Here is a 14,973-nt window from a genome sequence, read left to right as displayed (position 1 = left end):
CGCCGTCATGCCGGGTCCAGCTCGACGAGCGGCTGGTCGTACTCCACCGGGTGGCCGTCCTCGACGAGGATCGCGACCACCCGACCGGCGCGATCGGCGGTCACCTCGTTCATCAGTTTCATCGCCTCGACGATGGCGACCGGTTGGCCCGGACGGACCAGGTCGCCCACCGCGACGAACGGCCTCGCGCCGGGCTCCGACGCGCGGTAGAAGGTGCCGACGACGGGTGCCCGCACCGCGGCCCGGCCGGGCGCCGGTGGCGGGGCCGGTGGCGGGCCGGCGGGCCGCGCGGCCTCGGCAGACCCGGGAGGTACGTCCGCACGGGCCGGCTCCTCCGGGTGCCACTCGACCTCCAGCACCGCCGGCCCGCTGCGTAGCCGGATCCGGCGCACCGGCCCGGCCAGTTCGGCGATCAGGTGTTGTGCCTGCCGGCGCAGGCCGGCGAGCGCCTCCTCGCCCTCCACCCCGGCCTCGTGGGGCACCTCGACGGTCGACACCGTCGTGTCCCCGGCGCTCACCGGGCACCCGCCCGAGTGCCGGCGCGTGCCATCCCGAACCGGCGGAAGCGCTGTCGACGCAGGCGGACCAGCATGGCGGGCGGCACGTCCAGCAGCGGCAGCAGGTTGCTCAGCAGGGCCGCGCGCAACCGGCGGGCGGTCTCCGCCGGGTCGCCGTGCGCGGCGGTGGTCGGCTCCGGCACGACCTCGTCGACCACCCCGAGTCGGCGCAGGTCGGGCGCGGTCAGCTTGAGCGCGCGGGCGGCCTGCGGCGCCGCCGAGCGGTCCGGCCAGAGGATGGCGGCGCATCCCTCTGGGCTGATCACCGAGTAGACGGCGTTCTCCAGCATCAACACCCGGTCGGCGACGGCCAGGGCCAGTGCGCCGCCGCTGCCCCCCTCTCCGGTGATCACTGCCAGCACGGGGGTGGGCAGCACGGTGAGGGTGAGGATGTTCTCCGCGATGGCCGCCGCCTGGCCCTGCTCCTCGGCGCTCACCCCGGGGTCCGCGCCGGGGGTGTCCACCAGCGTGATCACGGGCAGGCCGAGCCGGGCGGCGAGGCGCATCAACCGCAGCGCCTTGCGGTGCCCGGCCGGGCTGGCCATGCCGAAGTTGCGGGCCACCAACTCGGCGGTGGTGTGCCCCTTCTGGTGGCCGATGACCATCACGTGCCGGTCGGCCAGCCGCGCCACGCCGCCCACGACGGCCGGGCAGTCTCCGCCGATCCGGTCGCCGTGCAGCTCCAGGAACCCGTCGAAGACCGAGTCGAGGTAGTCCAGTGTGGTCGGCCGACCGGGGTGTCGCGCCAGTCGGACCGTGTCCCACGCGTCGCGTACCGCCGGGGTGTCACCTCCGCCCGCCGGGGCCGCGTCGGCGAGGCGCTCGCGACACGCCGCCGGGTCCTGCCGGGGTACGGGCGGACGGGCCGGGCGGGCGGCGCGGGTGGCGGCGAGCAGCGCCCCCAGCCGTGCCCGCAGTGACCGGCGCTGCACCACCATGTCGACCTGACCGTGGCGGAGCAGGACGTCGGCGCTCTGAAAGCCCTCCGGCAGCGCCCGGCCGGTGACCTGGCGGATCACCCGGGGACCGGCGAAACCCATCCGCGCGCCGCTCTCCGCGAGGACCAGATCGGTGTTGGTGGCGAACGACGCGGCCACCCCGCCGTAGGTCGGGTCGGTGAGGACGCTCACGGTGAGCAGTCCCGCCTCGCGCAGCGCGGCGATGGCCTGGCTGACGGTGGCCATCTGCATCAACGACAGCACGCCCTCCTGCATCCGCGCCCCGCCGGAGGCGGTGACCAGGATGAGTGGGACGCGGTCGTCCAGCGCCCGTTCGGCGGCCCGGGTGATCAGCTCCCCCACCGCGCAACCCAGGCTGCCGCCCAGGAAACGGAAATCCATCACCGCCAGCACGGCCGGGTGAGCGCCGATGGTGGCGGTGGCGCAGACGACCGCCTCGGCCAGTCCGGTGCTGGCGCGGGCGGCGCTGAGCCGGTGCGGGTACGGCAGCACGTCGACGAAGTCGATCGGGTCCGTCTCGGGAAGCTGGTCGGGCAACAGCCGCAGCGACCCCGGGTCGACAAGCTGACGCAGGCGTTCCGGGGCGCCGAGCCGGGCGTGCTCCCCACACTCCGGGCAGACATCCAGGTTGCGACGCAACCGTTTGCGGTAGAGCAGGCTGGCGCAGCCGGGGCAGCGGGACCAGAGCTGCTCCTCCCGTGGCGCGGTGGCGGTCACGACCGCCGCCGGGGGTCCGGGGCGTCGAACCGGTAGAAGCACCGCGCCATCGCGTCCCGCGGTGAGCGCCAGGTGGGCAGGTACGGCGACACGTACGGGCGCAGGCGGTCACTGACCCGGATGAACTCCGGGTGACCCCGGGCGCCCTCCACCGCGTCCGCTGCCGGATGCTCGGTCTCGAGCAGGTGCACATAGAGATCGTGGAGCCGGTACAGCGAACGGTGCCGGACGCCGACCAGGCGCGGCAGCTCCGTCGCGTCCGACTCGGCGAAGATCTCGGCGACCCGCTCCTCGGCGGTCGGATCCACCTTCGCGACGATCAGTGATCGGTCCATACTGCTCCTCCCCCACGGCGTCCGGGCGGCGACGGGTGTGCCCGGACGCGCTGGACGACTGCGGACACGATGCGGCAGTCCTCGTCACGGCGGCGTCACCGTGGCGCACCGGTCAGCGACGTAGGACGGTGACGCTGCGTTGACGCAGCCTGTGTACCAGCTATGCGTACGCTGCATCCCACACGGGCGGACCGACGGACGTTTCCGCAGTTCAGAACCGATCTCAGGTTGACTGTCGGCCAATAGAACATTCACCGCGGCGTTGACTCACCGTTACTGCTATTGATAATCTTCACGGTGGTCAGCCCGGCCGCCCCGGCGGGCGGGGCCGCCCCCGGCAGCCGTGGGCCGCGCCCCCACCGCTGGGGCCGACAGTGGCGTCACGGGCAACCGATCCGGGACACAGCAGACAGTCGGGACGAGCGTTCCGCAGGGGGTGCCGCCGTGACCGCTGACCCGTCCGTGCCGACCGCCGGGGCGCCGCCCGGGGAGGGCGTCTCCCTTCACCTGCTCGGTGGTTTCCGCCTGTTGTGCGAGGCGGTGCCGGTCGTGGTGCCCCGCGGGCTGCAACGGGTGATCGCCCTGATCGGGCTGCGCCCCGGCGCCACCCGCAGCCAACTCGCGGGCCTGCTCTGGCCGGACGCGTCGGAGGAACGGGCACTGTCCTCACTGCGCACCGCGCTGTGGCGGCTGCGGCAGGACCCGTGTTGCCCGATGACCGTGGCCAGCGACACCGTACGGCTCGGCCCGACGGTCCGGCTCGACGTCGACGACCTGGTCGGCACCGCGGCCCGCGTGCGGGACGGCGACGACCCGCGCATCGCGGCGGGAGCGCTCGCCGCCGGCCGGCACGACCTCCTGCCCGGCTGGTACGACGACTGGGTGCTGCTGGACCGGGAGAGACTGCGCCAACTGCGCCTGCACATGCTGGAACAGGTGGCCGGGCAGCACCTGACCGCGGGGCGGCACGGTGAGGCCCTCGACGCCGCGTTGGAGGCGATGGCCGCCGAGCCGCTCCGGGAGACGCCGCACCGCCTGGTGGTCCGCATCCACCTTGCCGAGGGCAACGCCTTCGAGGCCGTGCACGCCTTCTACGTCTACCGGGACCTGCTGCGCAGGGAGTTGAGTCTGGAGCCGAGCCCCGCGATGAACGCCCTGCTCGACGACACGCTCGCCCCGATCCGCCAGGCCACCCGCGAGGCCGTCACCGACGGCCCGTCACCGGCGGGCCGGCGTACGTGACGGTGATGTGACAGACGCTGCGGCACGGTAGGCGCACAGAGCACGTGGCGCCGATCCGAGGATCGGGAGGCCACCGGCGGAAGGGGTTCCATGAGTCGTCTACTGATCGTCAGCCGGATCATCCCGGGCGCGGAGGGGCGGGTCGCACAGATCTTCGCCGAGTCCGACGCCACCGACCTGCCCGGTCTGACCGGCGTCACGCACCGATCCCTGTACTGCCTGCACGACCTGTGCGTACACCTGCTGGAGACCTCGGACGACATCGACCCGGACGCCCTCGCCGCGGCCCGCAACCACCCGCTCTTCCAGCAGGTCAACGAGCGGCTCTCCGCGCACACGTCGCCGTACCTGCCGACCTGGCGCTCCCCCCGGGACGCCATCGCCGGCTGCTTCTACCGGTGGGATGCCCCCGACGCGCCCGCGGCACGTCCGGCCAGCACCGACGCGCCCGCGGCGCGTCCAGCCAGCACCGACGTACCTGCGGCGCGTCCGGCCAGCACCGACGCGCCCGCGGTGCGCCCGGCCAGTACCGACGCCGCGGCACAGCCGGCGGGCTGACATGCCCACCCCTCCACCGCACGTCCTGATCATCGGCGCCGGCACGGGCGGGTTGTGCCTGGCGCACGGCCTGCGCCGTGCCGGGATCAGCGTCGCGGTCTACGAACGGCACCGCGACCGCGCCGAAGGGCTGCTCGGCTACCGGGTCGGCATCGGCCCCACCGGTAGCCGAGCGCTGCGGCAGTGCCTGTCCCCGGAGTTGTTCGCCATCTTCCTGGCCACCTGCGCGCGGCCGCCGCACTACTTCAACGTGGTCACCCAGGGGCTCCGCCAGACCGCGTCGTTCGCCCTACGACCGAACGCCGACCCGGTGCACACCGAACACTCGGTGGCCCGGATGGTGCTGCGGCAGGTGCTGCTGACCGGCCTGGACGACGTGGTGCACTTCGACAAGACCTTCACCCGCTACGAGCAACGCGACGACGGCACGGTCACCGCGTACTTCGCCGACGGCACCAGTGCCACCGGCAACCTGTTGGTCGGCGCGGACGGCACCCACTCGGCGGTACGCCGGCAGTACCTGCCGCACGCCGTCACCCGCGACGCCGGCACCATCAACATCGCCACCCGGATCCCGCTCACCGCCTACACCCGCGGCCTCGTCCCGGAGCGGGTCCGTCAGGGCATCTCGCTGATCTTCGGCGTCGGCGGGATGATGGGCGTCCTGCACGTCATGGAGTTCAAGTGGGACGCCCGGCGGGCTGTCAAACCCGACGTCAGCGACGCCGACGCCGCGGTGCTGCGAAACTGGCCCGGCCTGGCCCACGACACCACCACCGACAACATCAACCTCATCATCTGGAGCACCGGCCGCCGATTCCCCGCCGACGTCCTGGAGCGTCGCGGCGAGAATTTGGTGAACGTCGCCCTGGACCTCACCTCCAACTGGCACCCGAACCTGCGGGAGCTGCTGACCCGCGCGGACCCGGCAAGTGCCCTACCGATCAGGGTGTCCACGTCCGAACCGACGCCGCCCTGGAAGAGCAGCACCGTCACCATGCTCGGCGACGCCATCCACACCATGACCCCCGGCCGCGGGGTGGGCGCGAACACCGCGCTGCGAGACGCCCGCCTGCTCTGCGACCAGCTCGGGCACGCCGTGACCGGCGACAAGACGTTGGTGCAGGCGGTCGCCGACTACGAGGCAGCGATGGTGCCGTACGGCGTCGCGCGGGTCGCCGAATCGCTGAACCGCAGCGGCACCAGCGGCGACGACCGGATGTACCGGCCGGTGGTGGGTCGACTCGCGCTGCTCGGCGCGCGCGGCTACTTCGGAGTGACGAGCCGGGTGCCGCGGCTGCGTCGCCGGTTCGTCGACGACTTCCACACCTACGAGGGCGACCAGGACTGAGCTGGACATCGACCCGGGCTCGGCGTCCCCCGCCGGGCCCGGGTCTCGTCGTGCCGGGCCTTTCCGCGCTTCGGTGCGACGCTGCTTGTTCGGTGCGGTGCTGGTTGTTCGCTGCGACGCTGCGTCACTCGGCGGGCACCGCATGACGTGGTCGCCACACCCGGGTCGCCTGCGGCCGATCCTCTCACTTGCCAGCAACACGCGTGTGCGAAGCTGCGGCGAGTTTTTCTCGTACCTTTTCCAACGAGCTGAGAGGGAGGTTCGCCGTGGCGTGGTCTATCGGACACTCGCTGATAGTGGTACTGGCACTGTTGCTGGGCCTGGCCGCCGGGTGGCTGCTGCGCGGCCGGCGGGGCGTGCAGGGTAAGTCGATAGTGGACGGAGATCCCGTCGCCGGCCTGGCCGTGATCGAAGCGCCGACGCCGGCGGCCACCACCGACGAGGCCCGGCCCGCGGCCGCCGTCGACCCGGCCCCCGTCGCGGTCGCCGACGAACCAGTGCCGGTGGACACGGTCAGCGCGCCGGCCGCCGTCACCGGACCGGACAGTGGGCCCACGCCGGTGGAAGTGCCGGCGGAGGCCCCGAGCGCCGTCGACCCGGCCGACATGGCACTGACCGAGGCCCCGCCGCCCGTACCGTCCGACGCGGATGACCTTCCGTCGGAGCCCGTTGTGGAGTCGACCCCCGAGCCGGTCGCGGTCGACGAGCAGCCCGCCCCGGCGGCCGTGATCGCCCCCCGCCAGCCCGCGGACGACCTCCCGCTCGACACCACCCCCGCCGACGAGCCGACCGCGACCGACCCGGCCGACGATGCGGCGACCAAGGCCAGCCCGGCCAACGAGCCGGTCGTGGCCGACCCCGCCGACATGGCGCTGACCGAGGCCCCGCCGTCGGCACCGTCCGACGCGGATGACCCGGCCGACGATGCGGCGACCAAGGCCAGCCTGGCGGACGAGCCGACCGCGACCGACGATGCGGCGAGCCCGGCCGACGAACCGACCGCCGTCAGCCCGCTCGACGAGCCGATCGCGACCAGGCCGGCCGACGGTGTGGCGGCCGAGGCCGCGGTGCCGACGCCGGTGAACGCCGACGCGCCGCACACCGACCCGTCGGACGCCGGCGGCGTGGAAGCAGCTCCGACGGACGCGGACGCCGAGCCGGAGTCGGTGCCGGCGGCGGCGGCGGCCGTGCCTGCGGTCGTACCGCCCGTGGCCGAGACTCCTCCGGTCGTCCCGGCCGCTGCCAGCGACACGGACTCCGGACCGGCCGACGACTTCCGCCGGATCCAGGGGATCGGGCCGAAGATGGCGGCGGCGTTGCAGGACGCCGGTGTGCGCACGTACGTCCAACTCGGTGCGCTGGACGAGGCGGCGCTGCGTGACCTGATCCGGGCCGCCGGCCTGCGCGCCGCATCCGCGCTGGCCACCTGGCCGCAGCAGGCGCGCGTACTCGCCGGTGCCGGCGACGAGATGGCCGCCGTACTCCCGGGCGGCAACCCGTCCTGACGCGCGACATCGAGCCCCCGGTCCACCGTCCGACGCGACGGTAGGCCGGGGGTTCGGCCGTCGAGGTCAGTTCACCACGGACCCAGCCGCCGGCGTGATCGACTCGGGATTCAGAAGACCGGGCCAACCGACCCGGACACCCCGGCTTCCCGGAAGCCGAGTGGATCACCCCCGGTTGGGGGACGCACGGCGAATTCGCGGCCGGGCTGCCGACCGCTCGTTACCGTCCGTTCAGGTGGGCCGGACGGGTCCGTCGAGCCGACCGGTTCCGCAGGAGTAGCCCGTGCACCACGCCGCGCCGGAGCCCGGGTCCCCGCGGTCCCGTCGTCCTCCGGTGCGTGATCCGGAGGCCCCGCGCCGGGTGACCCTCCTCGAACTCTTCTTCGACCTGGTGTACGTGGTCGCCCTGGCGCTCATCTCCCGGGGCATGGTCGACCAACTCGACTGGCACCGGGCCGGACAGGCGCTGATCCTGCTGGCCGCCGTGTGGTGGACGTGGGTGATCACCACCCTGGTCACCGACCTGTACAACCCGGAACGCACCGAGATCAAGCTGCTGATCAGCGCCGTGATGTTCGGCGCGCTGCTGATGACCGCGGCGATCCCGGAGGCGTTCGGCGACCGTGGGCTCGCGTTCGCCGGCACCTACGTGGCGATCCACCTCGGGCGCGGGCTGTTCCTGATGCCGGCCGTCCGCCGCGAACCGCAGACCCAGCGCCGCGCGGCACGCATCTTCATCTGGTTCGCGGTGTCCGCGATCCCGTGGCTCATCGGCGCGTTCGTCAGCGACGACGCCCGCCTGGCGTGCTGGGCGCTCGCGCTCGCCATCGACTACGTCGGCTTCCGGCTCGCGTACCCGGTGCCGGGGCTCGGGGTGGTGCCCGAGCCCCAGCGCAACGTCACCGCGGAGCATCTCTCCGAGCGCTACCAGCAGTTCTTCATCATCGCGCTCGGCGACGCCATCCTGACCATCGGCACCATGTTCAGCGCGGCGCACACCGAGGCGCAGAACATCGGGGTGTTCGCGGTGGCGTTCCTGACCACCCTGCTGCTCTGGCGGATCTACGTGCACAAGTCCGGTCAGCTGCTGCCGATGGCCATCAAGGGGTCCGGGTCACCCAGCAAGTTCCTGTTCACCGCCCCGTACACCCATCTGCTGATGGTGGCCGGGGTGGTGACCACGGCGACCGGGTTCGACCTCGTGCTGCACGAGTCGACCGGACGGACGCCGCCGGCCTGGGCGGCGGTGATCCTCGGTGGCCCGGCCCTCTTCCTGGCCGGCCGGGCCTCCTTCGAGTACGAGGTGTTCAGCCGGGTGTCGCTGTCCCGCCCCGGTGGTGTGCTGGCGCTGCTGACCATCGCGCCCGCCGTGTTGTACCTGCCACCGGTGTTCGCCTCTCTCGGTGCCCTGCTGGTGCTGATCGGAGTGGCCTACGCGGACTTCCGGCGTAGCTACGGCAAACCACCCGAGGCCCCCTCTCCACCGCACTGAACCGGCCGCCGCCCCCCCACTCAGGCCCCGGCGAGCAGCCGTCCGGCGTCCGGCACGTACGGTTCGACACCCAGCCTGGTGAGCAGCTGGTGCACGGTGGCGGTGGCCGCGGTGAGCACCGGACGGCCGAGTCGGGCCTCCACCCGCGGCACCGCCGCCAACGACGGCAGCTGCACGCAGGCGGACAGGACCACCGCGTCCACGTCGGTCACGTCCAGCCGCTGCGCCAGCTCGACCAGGTGAGCGGTGGGGACGCGCCCCACCGCGACGTTGTCCGGCTCGCTCAGGCTCACCGCCTCGGTCACCTGCACGCCGTGCGAGGCCAAATAGGCGACGACGGTCGCGGTCAACGGCGGCAGGTACGGCGCGATCAGGGCCACCCGACGGGCACCCAACGCGTGCAGCCCGGCGACCAGCGCCCCCGCGCTGCTCACCACCGGCATGTCGTGCCCGGCGCGACCGGCCGCCCGGCCCAGCCGCCGCTCGGCCCGTTCGTGCGCGCCGGGCCCCTCGCACATCACCGCCACCAGGCAGGCGTACGCGAGGACGTCGCAGCGGGCGTCGGCCAGCTCGGCGGCGCAGCGGAGAGCGGAGCGGTTCATCCGGGCCAACTCGTCGGGGGTCACCTGACGCAGGCGTACCCGGCTGGCGTGCGTGGTGAATCGGACCGTCGGGTCGACGGTCTCGCGGCGGCGCAGCATGGCCGGGATCTCGGTCTCCATGGTGGTGTTCGAACTGGGCACCACCAGGCCGACGCGGTAACCGCTCACACCAGCGCCCCGGCGTACGCGCGGACCTGCAGTCGTCGCGCGGCGGTGCCACCCAGGCGCACCTGCAACCCGAGCGGCGCGGCGGCGCGGCGGACGTCATCCAGGTGCAGCGATCCGTGCCGGTCCACGGTGAGCACCGGCGGCTCCTCGAGTTCGCCGTCCGACGCGTGGAAGGAGAGCAGGGTGACGGAGGTGGTGAGGTAGCCCGGGTACGCGGCGCGGGCCGCCGACTCGTCCCGGTGGGCGAGCACCACCAGGTCGTCGAGGTGGGCGAAGTCGGCGGCGAGAGCCACGGCCTTCCAGTGCGCCGGTTCCTCGGCCGCGCCGGTGAGATGCCGGGAGCGGTTCGCCGAGGTGATGTAGAGGTGGTCCGATCCGGTCTCGGCGAGCGCCCGCTCGAAGAAGACGTTGGACGGGCAGGTCAGGCCCGGCGCGATCACCTGGGTGGTGCGCAGCCCCTGGTCGACCTGGGTGAGGTGCTCGGGCAGCCGCTCCGCCGCCGGCCCCCGGAAGCCGAACGGCCCGGCGCCGTACAGGCTGTCCATCAGTGCCCGCACCCGGCCGACCGGCAGCCGCGGCGAGATCCGCGTCCAGTCGAACATCCCGGGGATCCGGCCAATCGCGGTGGTGATGCTGCCGACCTGCTCGGCGGGTCGGCCCTTGGCCAGGTTGACCCGGCGGACGGTGGCCGCGTCGGGACGCGTGACGATGACGTAGAAGTTGGCGAACGCCGCCGCGACGACCGCGCCGCGAGCCAGCGCGCGGGCCGCGACCGCGACGTCCTCGGGACGGTCGATGTACAGGGGTGGTGTCGGGGCGTCCATGAGTCCTCCTCGGCGGGGCCGTGAGGCAGTTCTACGTCCGCCGAGCGGCACGGGTGCCGGATCGGTCGTCGATCCGATAGCCGACTCGCGTTACCCCGTGCGAGCGGCCGATCCCGGGCGGTACGCAACGGCGATCGACCTCGGCCGGATGGGGGATCCGGCGCGGCCTCGTCCCGGTCTCCGTTAGCGGCACGACCCGATTGGGTACAACGACTGCACCTCAGATCCACCACATTTCCTTCAGGAGGCAGCGATGCGCGGCACCTCGATACTCGGAGTCATCGTCGTGATCTGGCTGGTGATCGGCGCGGTCGCCGCCGGCCAGCGTGGCTACTACAGCGGCGACGACACCAACTGCGCCGAAGCCGGCACCATCCTGGTCACCATCGTGGCCGGGCCGTTGAACTACATCGGCGCCAACCCCAAGGTCGACTGCAAGCTGCCCGAGCCCTCCAAGTAGGACAGATCTGCACCGGCCCCGCGCCCCCGACCCCCGGGGCGCGGGGCCGGTGTCCGCCTGGGGGTAGCTCAGCCGTCGGAGACGGTGCTCGCTGACGCGCCGACGCGCCTCTCGCTCCCCCAGGCGGCCAGCGGCTCGAGCGCCTCGTTGAGTCGCGTGCCGTCCACGGTCAGCGAGTACTCGACGCGGGGCGGCACCTCGTCGTAGGAGACGCGGTGCACGACACCGTCCCCTTCCATCTCCCGTAGGTGCGAGGCCAGCACCTTCTCGGAGATCCCCGGGAGCAGTCGGCGCAGTTCGCCGAAGCGGCGGTACGGGTGTTCGTGCAGCGCCCAGAGGATCAGCACCTTCCACCTGCCGCCGATCACCTCCATCGCGGCGTCGATCCCGCAGACGTGTCCGTCTGGTGCGCCCGGCCGGTTCAGCGTCGTCATGACCACCCCTTCCGACGTCCTCGCTCACCCGGGGGTAAGCGCCCACTCCGAAGTGCGTACTTGAGCACCGGAGGACTTCTGGCCAGCCTAATCGGCATGACACCGAACGCTGTTGAGCAGACCTCCGTCACGATGCTGGGGCTGGGCGCGATGGGCGCCGCGCTGGCCCGTGCCTGGCTCGTCGCCGGTCACCCGGTCACCGTCTGGAACCGCACCCCGACCCGCGCCACCGTCCTCGCCGGCGAGGGCGCTCGGGTCGCGGCCAGCGCCGCCGAGGCGGTCGCGGCGAACACCCTCGTCGTCGTCTGCCTGTTGCACGACACCTCGGTCGACGAGGCGATGGCCGGCGTGGATCTGACCGGCCGGGACCTGGTCAACCTGACCACCGGCACCCCCGCCCAGGCCCGCGCCCGCGCCGCGTGGGCACACGAGCGGGGTGCCCGCTACCTCGACGGCGGGATCATGGCTGTCCCGCCGATGATCGGCGTACCGGATGCGGGCGGCTTTGTCTTCTACAGCGGCTCGCGGGAACTGTTCGACCGGCACCGGGAGACGCTCGGCGTCCCGGCCGGCACCACCTTCGTGGGCGAGGACCCGGGTTTCGCCGCCCTGTACGACGTGGCCCTGCTCAGCGCCATGTACGGCATGTTCGCCGGGATCACCCACGCCTTCGCCCTGATCCGCGAGGAGGACATCGATCCCGCGGCGTTCGCCGCACTGCTCGCGGACTGGCTCGTCGCCATGGCCCCGACCGCGCACCAGACCGCCGACCGCCTGCGCAGCGGCGACTACACCACGGATGTCGTCTCCACTCTCGGCATGCAGGTGGCCGGCACGCCGACCTTCCTGCGCACCGCCGAGCAGCAGGGTGTCAGCGCGGAACTGCTCAGCCCCTACTTCGCGCTGATGCGCCGTTGCCTGGCCGAGGGCGCCGGGGAGGAGGATCTGGCCGGCCTGGTCGATCTGCTGACGCGCCGCACACCCTCTAGGGCGTCCTAGGAGGCTGGCCTGTGGGTGTCGTCGGTGTTTGCCGACCCGGAGGTCGGGAACCGACCCGCGTCAGTCGGCGGACGAGACCGGGAGCGTGGCATGCAGATCGGCTACAAGCTGGCCGCGGAGGGCTACGGCCCCCAGGAGATCATCCGGCAGGCCGTCCTGGCCGAACAGGCTGGATTCGACTTCGTCGAGATGAGCGACCACTTCCACCCCTGGCTGGACGCGCAGGGCCACTCGTCGTTCACCTGGAGCGTGCTCGGCGCCATCGCCGCCAAGACCAGCACCCTGCGTCTGGCCACCGGCGTCACCTGCCCGACCGTCCGCTACCACCCGGCGATCATCGCGCAGGCCGCAGCGACCATGGCGCTGGTCTCCGACGGACGGTTCACCCTCGGAGTGGGGGCCGGCGAACGACTCAACGAGCACGTGGTCGGGCAGGGCTTCCCCAGCGTCCGGGGCCGGCACGAGCGGCTCCGCGAGGCGCTGGAGATCATCCGGCTGCTCTGGCAGGGCGGCTACCAGTCCTACGAGGGCCGGCACCTGCACCTGGAGGACGCCCGGATCTTCGACCTGCCGGACACCCCGCCGGTGATCGCGGTGGCGGCCAGCGGCGAGGCGTCGGCCCGGCTCGCCGCCGAGTTGGGCGACGGGTTGTTCGCCACCGAGCCGGACGCCTCGATCGTCGATCACTACCGTCGGGCCCGCGGCTCCGGCCCGCGCTACGCCGAGGTTCCGTTGGCCTGGGCCAGTGATGAGGACCAGGCGGTGCAGGCGGTGTTGCAGACCAGCAGATGGATGGTCACCGGCTGGAAGGTGATGAGCGAACTGCCGAACCCGGTCAACTTCGACGCGGCCAGCGCGCACGTGGAGGAGAAACACATCCGCCAGCTCTTCGCCATCGGCCCCGACCCGGAACCGCACGTGGCGAAGGTCCGGTCGTACGTTCAGGCCGGCTTCGACCACGTCGTCCTGCAGAACGCCGGCCCCGACCCGGACGGTTTCCTCGACTTCTTCGCCGGCACCCTCTCCGACCGGCTGCGTGCCATGTCCTGACGCCGCCGGCACGGCCACCGCCCGCACGATCGCAGCGGTACGGCGAAACAGCGGACGGCCGCCCGGACGATCACCACGATCGTCCGGGCGGCCGGCTGTGCGCTCCGGATGGGTGCGCGGTTCGGCTCAGCGGAAGCAGCGCGCGACAGGTACCGCGCTGCCCTCGCAGTTGGTCGGCTCGTTCTCGATGACCACGCTCTCGTCGTCGATCTTGACCTGGGCGTGGGCGGCGAAGATGCCACCGGGCTTCACCGTCGACGCGTTGTGGGTGATCTTGCTGGTGTAGATCGCCACCGAACCCGCGGACGCGTAGATGCCACCGCCGCTGGACGCCGCGCCGACCGCCTCGTTGCGGGTCACGTCGCTGCCGCGGACCAGCAGGTTCGCCTTCTCGGCGTAGATGCCGGCGCCGACGCCGTGGGTGGTGTTGCCGTCGACCACGCTGTCGTCGAGCGGCGTCAGGCCCTTCACGGTGGAGATACCGCCGCCGTTGACGGTGGACGTGTTGCCACGGATGGTCATCGTGCGCATCACCAGCACCGCGTCGGAGTTGGCGGCACCGCCGCCGACCTGCGCGGTGTTGTTCAGCAGCTCGGTGTCGGAGACCTTCGTCCGGGCCGAGAAGCTGGCCAGCCCGCCACCCTGGCCGGCGCTGTTCTGGGTGAAGGAGACGCTCTCCACGTCGGCGGCACCGCGGTAGTTGCCGAGCCCGCCGCCGTAGGCGTTGGCGCTGTTGCGGTGGAACTCCGAGCGCTTCAGCGTCAGCACGCCACCGTTGAGCAGGCCCCCGCCCTTGCCCGCGGCGCCGGAGGCGCTGTTGCCGACGAACGTGGAGTCGGTGACCACCATGTTGCCGTCGTTGAAGATCCCACCGCCGCCGCCCTCGGGGGACAGCGAGGTGCTCTGCGTGACGGTGACCCGCTCCACCACGGCGGTCGCCCCGTGCACCACGTGCACGCTGCCGCCCTCGATGTTCGAGCGGCCGTTGTGCAGTTCCACGTCGCGCAGGGTCAACTCGCCGCCGTCGCGGACGGTGAAGAAGCGGAACGGCGCGGCCTGGGCGTCGCGCGCGATGGTGGCGCCGGCGCCGTCGATCGTGATGGCCTGGTAGATCACCGGCAGGCCAGCGGTGTCGTCGGCCGGGTTGTGCGGCGGCGCATCGGCGTCACCGGGGGTTTCCGCCGCGTCGGCCGCCTCCCGTGCGTCGCGGATCCCGCCGTCGTACTGGTCGGTCTCGTGGAACGCCTCGGTGAGCAGGTAGCGGCACCTGGGCGCGAGTCGCAGGTCCGCGCCGCCCTCGGCGTTGGCCGTCACGAGCGCCGCCACCAGCTTCGCGGCGTCGCAGGGCACCGACACCACGCCCCGCTTGCCGGTGCCCGGGCTGGGGGCAGTGCCCCGTTCGGCGTCGTCCGGGTCGCGCTGCGCCCCGCCCTGGTCGCCGGCACGGCGGTCGTCGTCGCTGCCGGCCGCCGCGCTCAGCCGGCCCAGACCGGGAAGGGAGAGGTCACGGTCGGCCGCGACGGCCACGCCGGTCACGCCGGCCGCTCCCACGACCAGGCTTCCGGCCAGCAACCCGCTGGCCAAGAACCATCGGGACCGGCGTCTGGGTCGGATCTCGCGGTCTCCTCCGTGGTACGTGGACATCAAAGGTGCCTGCCTTCCTGCCTGCAAGACGTGACCGCGCGCCGATCCGGGCGCGGGGGGCTCGACGTAGCGTCGA

The 14,973-nt window shown here is 72.7% G+C and carries 13 protein-coding genes and 2 pseudogenes; 8 read left to right on the top strand and 7 right to left on the bottom strand.

The window, feature by feature from the left end; genetic code table 11:
- Positions 1 to 5: 5 nt before the first annotated feature.
- The 3 genes from accB to AB0O48_RS22930 are packed head-to-tail and all read right to left on the bottom strand — an operon-like array spanning position 6 to position 2,568.
- Positions 6 to 518: an acetyl-CoA carboxylase biotin carboxyl carrier protein gene (accB, locus tag AB0O48_RS22940; RefSeq protein ID WP_357248851.1), complete on the bottom strand. Its 513-nt coding sequence runs from the start codon at positions 516 to 518 to the stop codon at positions 6 to 8.
- A complete protein-coding gene (locus tag AB0O48_RS22935; protein ID WP_365068217.1) occupies positions 515 to 2,233 on the bottom strand; it encodes an acetyl-CoA carboxylase carboxyltransferase subunit alpha in 1,719 nt (572 codons plus the stop codon). Before AB0O48_RS22935 ends, accB begins: the two co-directional genes overlap by 4 nt.
- A complete protein-coding gene (locus AB0O48_RS22930) occupies positions 2,230 to 2,568 on the bottom strand; it encodes a TcmI family type II polyketide cyclase (RefSeq protein WP_357248845.1) in 339 nt (112 codons plus the stop codon). Before AB0O48_RS22930 ends, AB0O48_RS22935 begins: the two co-directional genes overlap by 4 nt.
- A 444-nt stretch (positions 2,569 to 3,012) precedes the next feature.
- On the opposite strand from AB0O48_RS22930, the gene AB0O48_RS22925 reads away from it, so the two are divergent.
- The 5 genes and pseudogenes from AB0O48_RS22925 to AB0O48_RS22905 all read left to right on the top strand — a co-directional run bounded on the left by AB0O48_RS22925 (position 3,013) and on the right by AB0O48_RS22905 (position 8,716).
- Positions 3,013 to 3,810 (top strand): BTAD domain-containing putative transcriptional regulator, encoded by a 798-nt coding sequence (locus AB0O48_RS22925; RefSeq protein ID WP_357248842.1) that lies wholly within the window; start codon positions 3,013 to 3,015, stop codon positions 3,808 to 3,810.
- 90 nt (positions 3,811 to 3,900) lie between these two features.
- Positions 3,901 to 4,218, top strand: a pseudogene (locus tag AB0O48_RS22920) (TcmI family type II polyketide cyclase); the annotation flags it as partial.
- A 151-nt stretch (positions 4,219 to 4,369) separates the two neighbouring features.
- Entirely contained in the window at positions 4,370 to 5,719 is a 1,350-nt protein-coding gene (locus AB0O48_RS22915; RefSeq protein ID WP_357248839.1) for an NAD(P)/FAD-dependent oxidoreductase, read from the top strand.
- A 1,223-nt stretch (positions 5,720 to 6,942) separates the two neighbouring features.
- Positions 6,943 to 7,224, top strand: a pseudogene (locus AB0O48_RS22910) (hypothetical protein); the annotation flags it as partial.
- 334 nt (positions 7,225 to 7,558) lie between these two features.
- Positions 7,559 to 8,716: a low temperature requirement protein A gene (locus AB0O48_RS22905; RefSeq protein WP_357248836.1), complete on the top strand. Its 1,158-nt coding sequence runs from the start codon at positions 7,559 to 7,561 to the stop codon at positions 8,714 to 8,716.
- A 20-nt stretch (positions 8,717 to 8,736) separates the two neighbouring features.
- On the opposite strand, the gene AB0O48_RS22900 is transcribed toward AB0O48_RS22905, so the two are convergent.
- Both AB0O48_RS22900 and AB0O48_RS22895 read right to left on the bottom strand, forming a co-directional pair.
- Positions 8,737 to 9,486, bottom strand: coding sequence for an Asp/Glu racemase (locus AB0O48_RS22900; protein WP_365068212.1), 750 nt, complete (start codon positions 9,484 to 9,486; stop codon positions 8,737 to 8,739).
- Entirely contained in the window at positions 9,483 to 10,310 is an 828-nt protein-coding gene (locus AB0O48_RS22895; RefSeq protein WP_357572393.1) for a hypothetical protein, read from the bottom strand. Before AB0O48_RS22895 ends, AB0O48_RS22900 begins: the two co-directional genes overlap by 4 nt.
- Positions 10,311 to 10,563: 253 nt before the next feature.
- Here AB0O48_RS22895 and AB0O48_RS22890 point away from each other — a divergent pair, with 253 nt between their 5' ends.
- The gene (locus AB0O48_RS22890; RefSeq protein WP_306271566.1) at positions 10,564 to 10,770 is read left to right on the top strand and encodes a hypothetical protein; all 207 of its coding nucleotides are present in this window, start codon (positions 10,564 to 10,566) and stop codon (positions 10,768 to 10,770) included.
- A gap of 68 nt (positions 10,771 to 10,838) precedes the next feature.
- On the opposite strand, the gene AB0O48_RS22885 is transcribed toward AB0O48_RS22890, so the two are convergent.
- A complete protein-coding gene (locus tag AB0O48_RS22885; protein WP_357248828.1) occupies positions 10,839 to 11,204 on the bottom strand; it encodes a helix-turn-helix domain-containing protein in 366 nt (121 codons plus the stop codon).
- A gap of 96 nt (positions 11,205 to 11,300) precedes the next feature.
- On the opposite strand from AB0O48_RS22885, the gene AB0O48_RS22880 reads away from it, so the two are divergent.
- Together AB0O48_RS22880 and AB0O48_RS22875 are read left to right on the top strand one after the other, a co-directional pair.
- Entirely contained in the window at positions 11,301 to 12,203 is a 903-nt protein-coding gene (locus tag AB0O48_RS22880) for an NAD(P)-binding domain-containing protein (RefSeq protein WP_365068206.1), read from the top strand.
- Positions 12,204 to 12,293: 90 nt separating this feature from the next.
- Complete coding sequence (locus AB0O48_RS22875; RefSeq protein WP_357248822.1) at positions 12,294 to 13,253, top strand: TIGR03557 family F420-dependent LLM class oxidoreductase; 960 nt, start codon at positions 12,294 to 12,296, stop codon at positions 13,251 to 13,253.
- A 126-nt stretch (positions 13,254 to 13,379) separates the two neighbouring features.
- On the opposite strand, the gene AB0O48_RS22870 is transcribed toward AB0O48_RS22875, so the two are convergent.
- Positions 13,380 to 14,897: a hypothetical protein gene (locus AB0O48_RS22870; RefSeq protein WP_357255700.1), complete on the bottom strand. Its 1,518-nt coding sequence runs from the start codon at positions 14,895 to 14,897 to the stop codon at positions 13,380 to 13,382.
- Positions 14,898 to 14,973 lie beyond the last annotated feature (76 nt).

Source organism: Micromonospora sp. NPDC085948, assembly GCF_040686315.1.
GTDB lineage: Bacteria > Actinomycetota > Actinomycetes > Mycobacteriales > Micromonosporaceae > Micromonospora.
The sequence above is the reverse complement of the archived record's forward strand: the minus strand, read 5'-3'. Positions and strand labels throughout refer to the sequence as shown.

Excerpts from the sequence above, each read along its gene's own strand:
- AB0O48_RS22930 (WP_357248845.1), bottom strand. The coding sequence starts at position 2,568 with ATGGACCGATCACTGATCGTCGCGAAGGTGGATCCGACCGCCGAGGAG.
- AB0O48_RS22915 (WP_357248839.1), top strand. The coding sequence starts at position 4,370 with ATGCCCACCCCTCCACCGCACGTCCTGATCATCGGCGCCGGCACGGGC.
- AB0O48_RS22895 (WP_357572393.1), bottom strand. The coding sequence starts at position 10,310 with ATGGACGCCCCGACACCACCCCTGTACATCGACCGTCCCGAGGACGTC.
- AB0O48_RS22890 (WP_306271566.1), top strand. The coding sequence starts at position 10,564 with ATGCGCGGCACCTCGATACTCGGAGTCATCGTCGTGATCTGGCTGGTG.
- AB0O48_RS22885 (WP_357248828.1), bottom strand. The coding sequence starts at position 11,204 with ATGACGACGCTGAACCGGCCGGGCGCACCAGACGGACACGTCTGCGGG.
- AB0O48_RS22880 (WP_365068206.1), top strand. The coding sequence starts at position 11,301 with ATGACACCGAACGCTGTTGAGCAGACCTCCGTCACGATGCTGGGGCTG.
- AB0O48_RS22875 (WP_357248822.1), top strand. The coding sequence starts at position 12,294 with ATGCAGATCGGCTACAAGCTGGCCGCGGAGGGCTACGGCCCCCAGGAG.
- AB0O48_RS22870 (WP_357255700.1), bottom strand. The coding sequence starts at position 14,897 with ATGTCCACGTACCACGGAGGAGACCGCGAGATCCGACCCAGACGCCGG.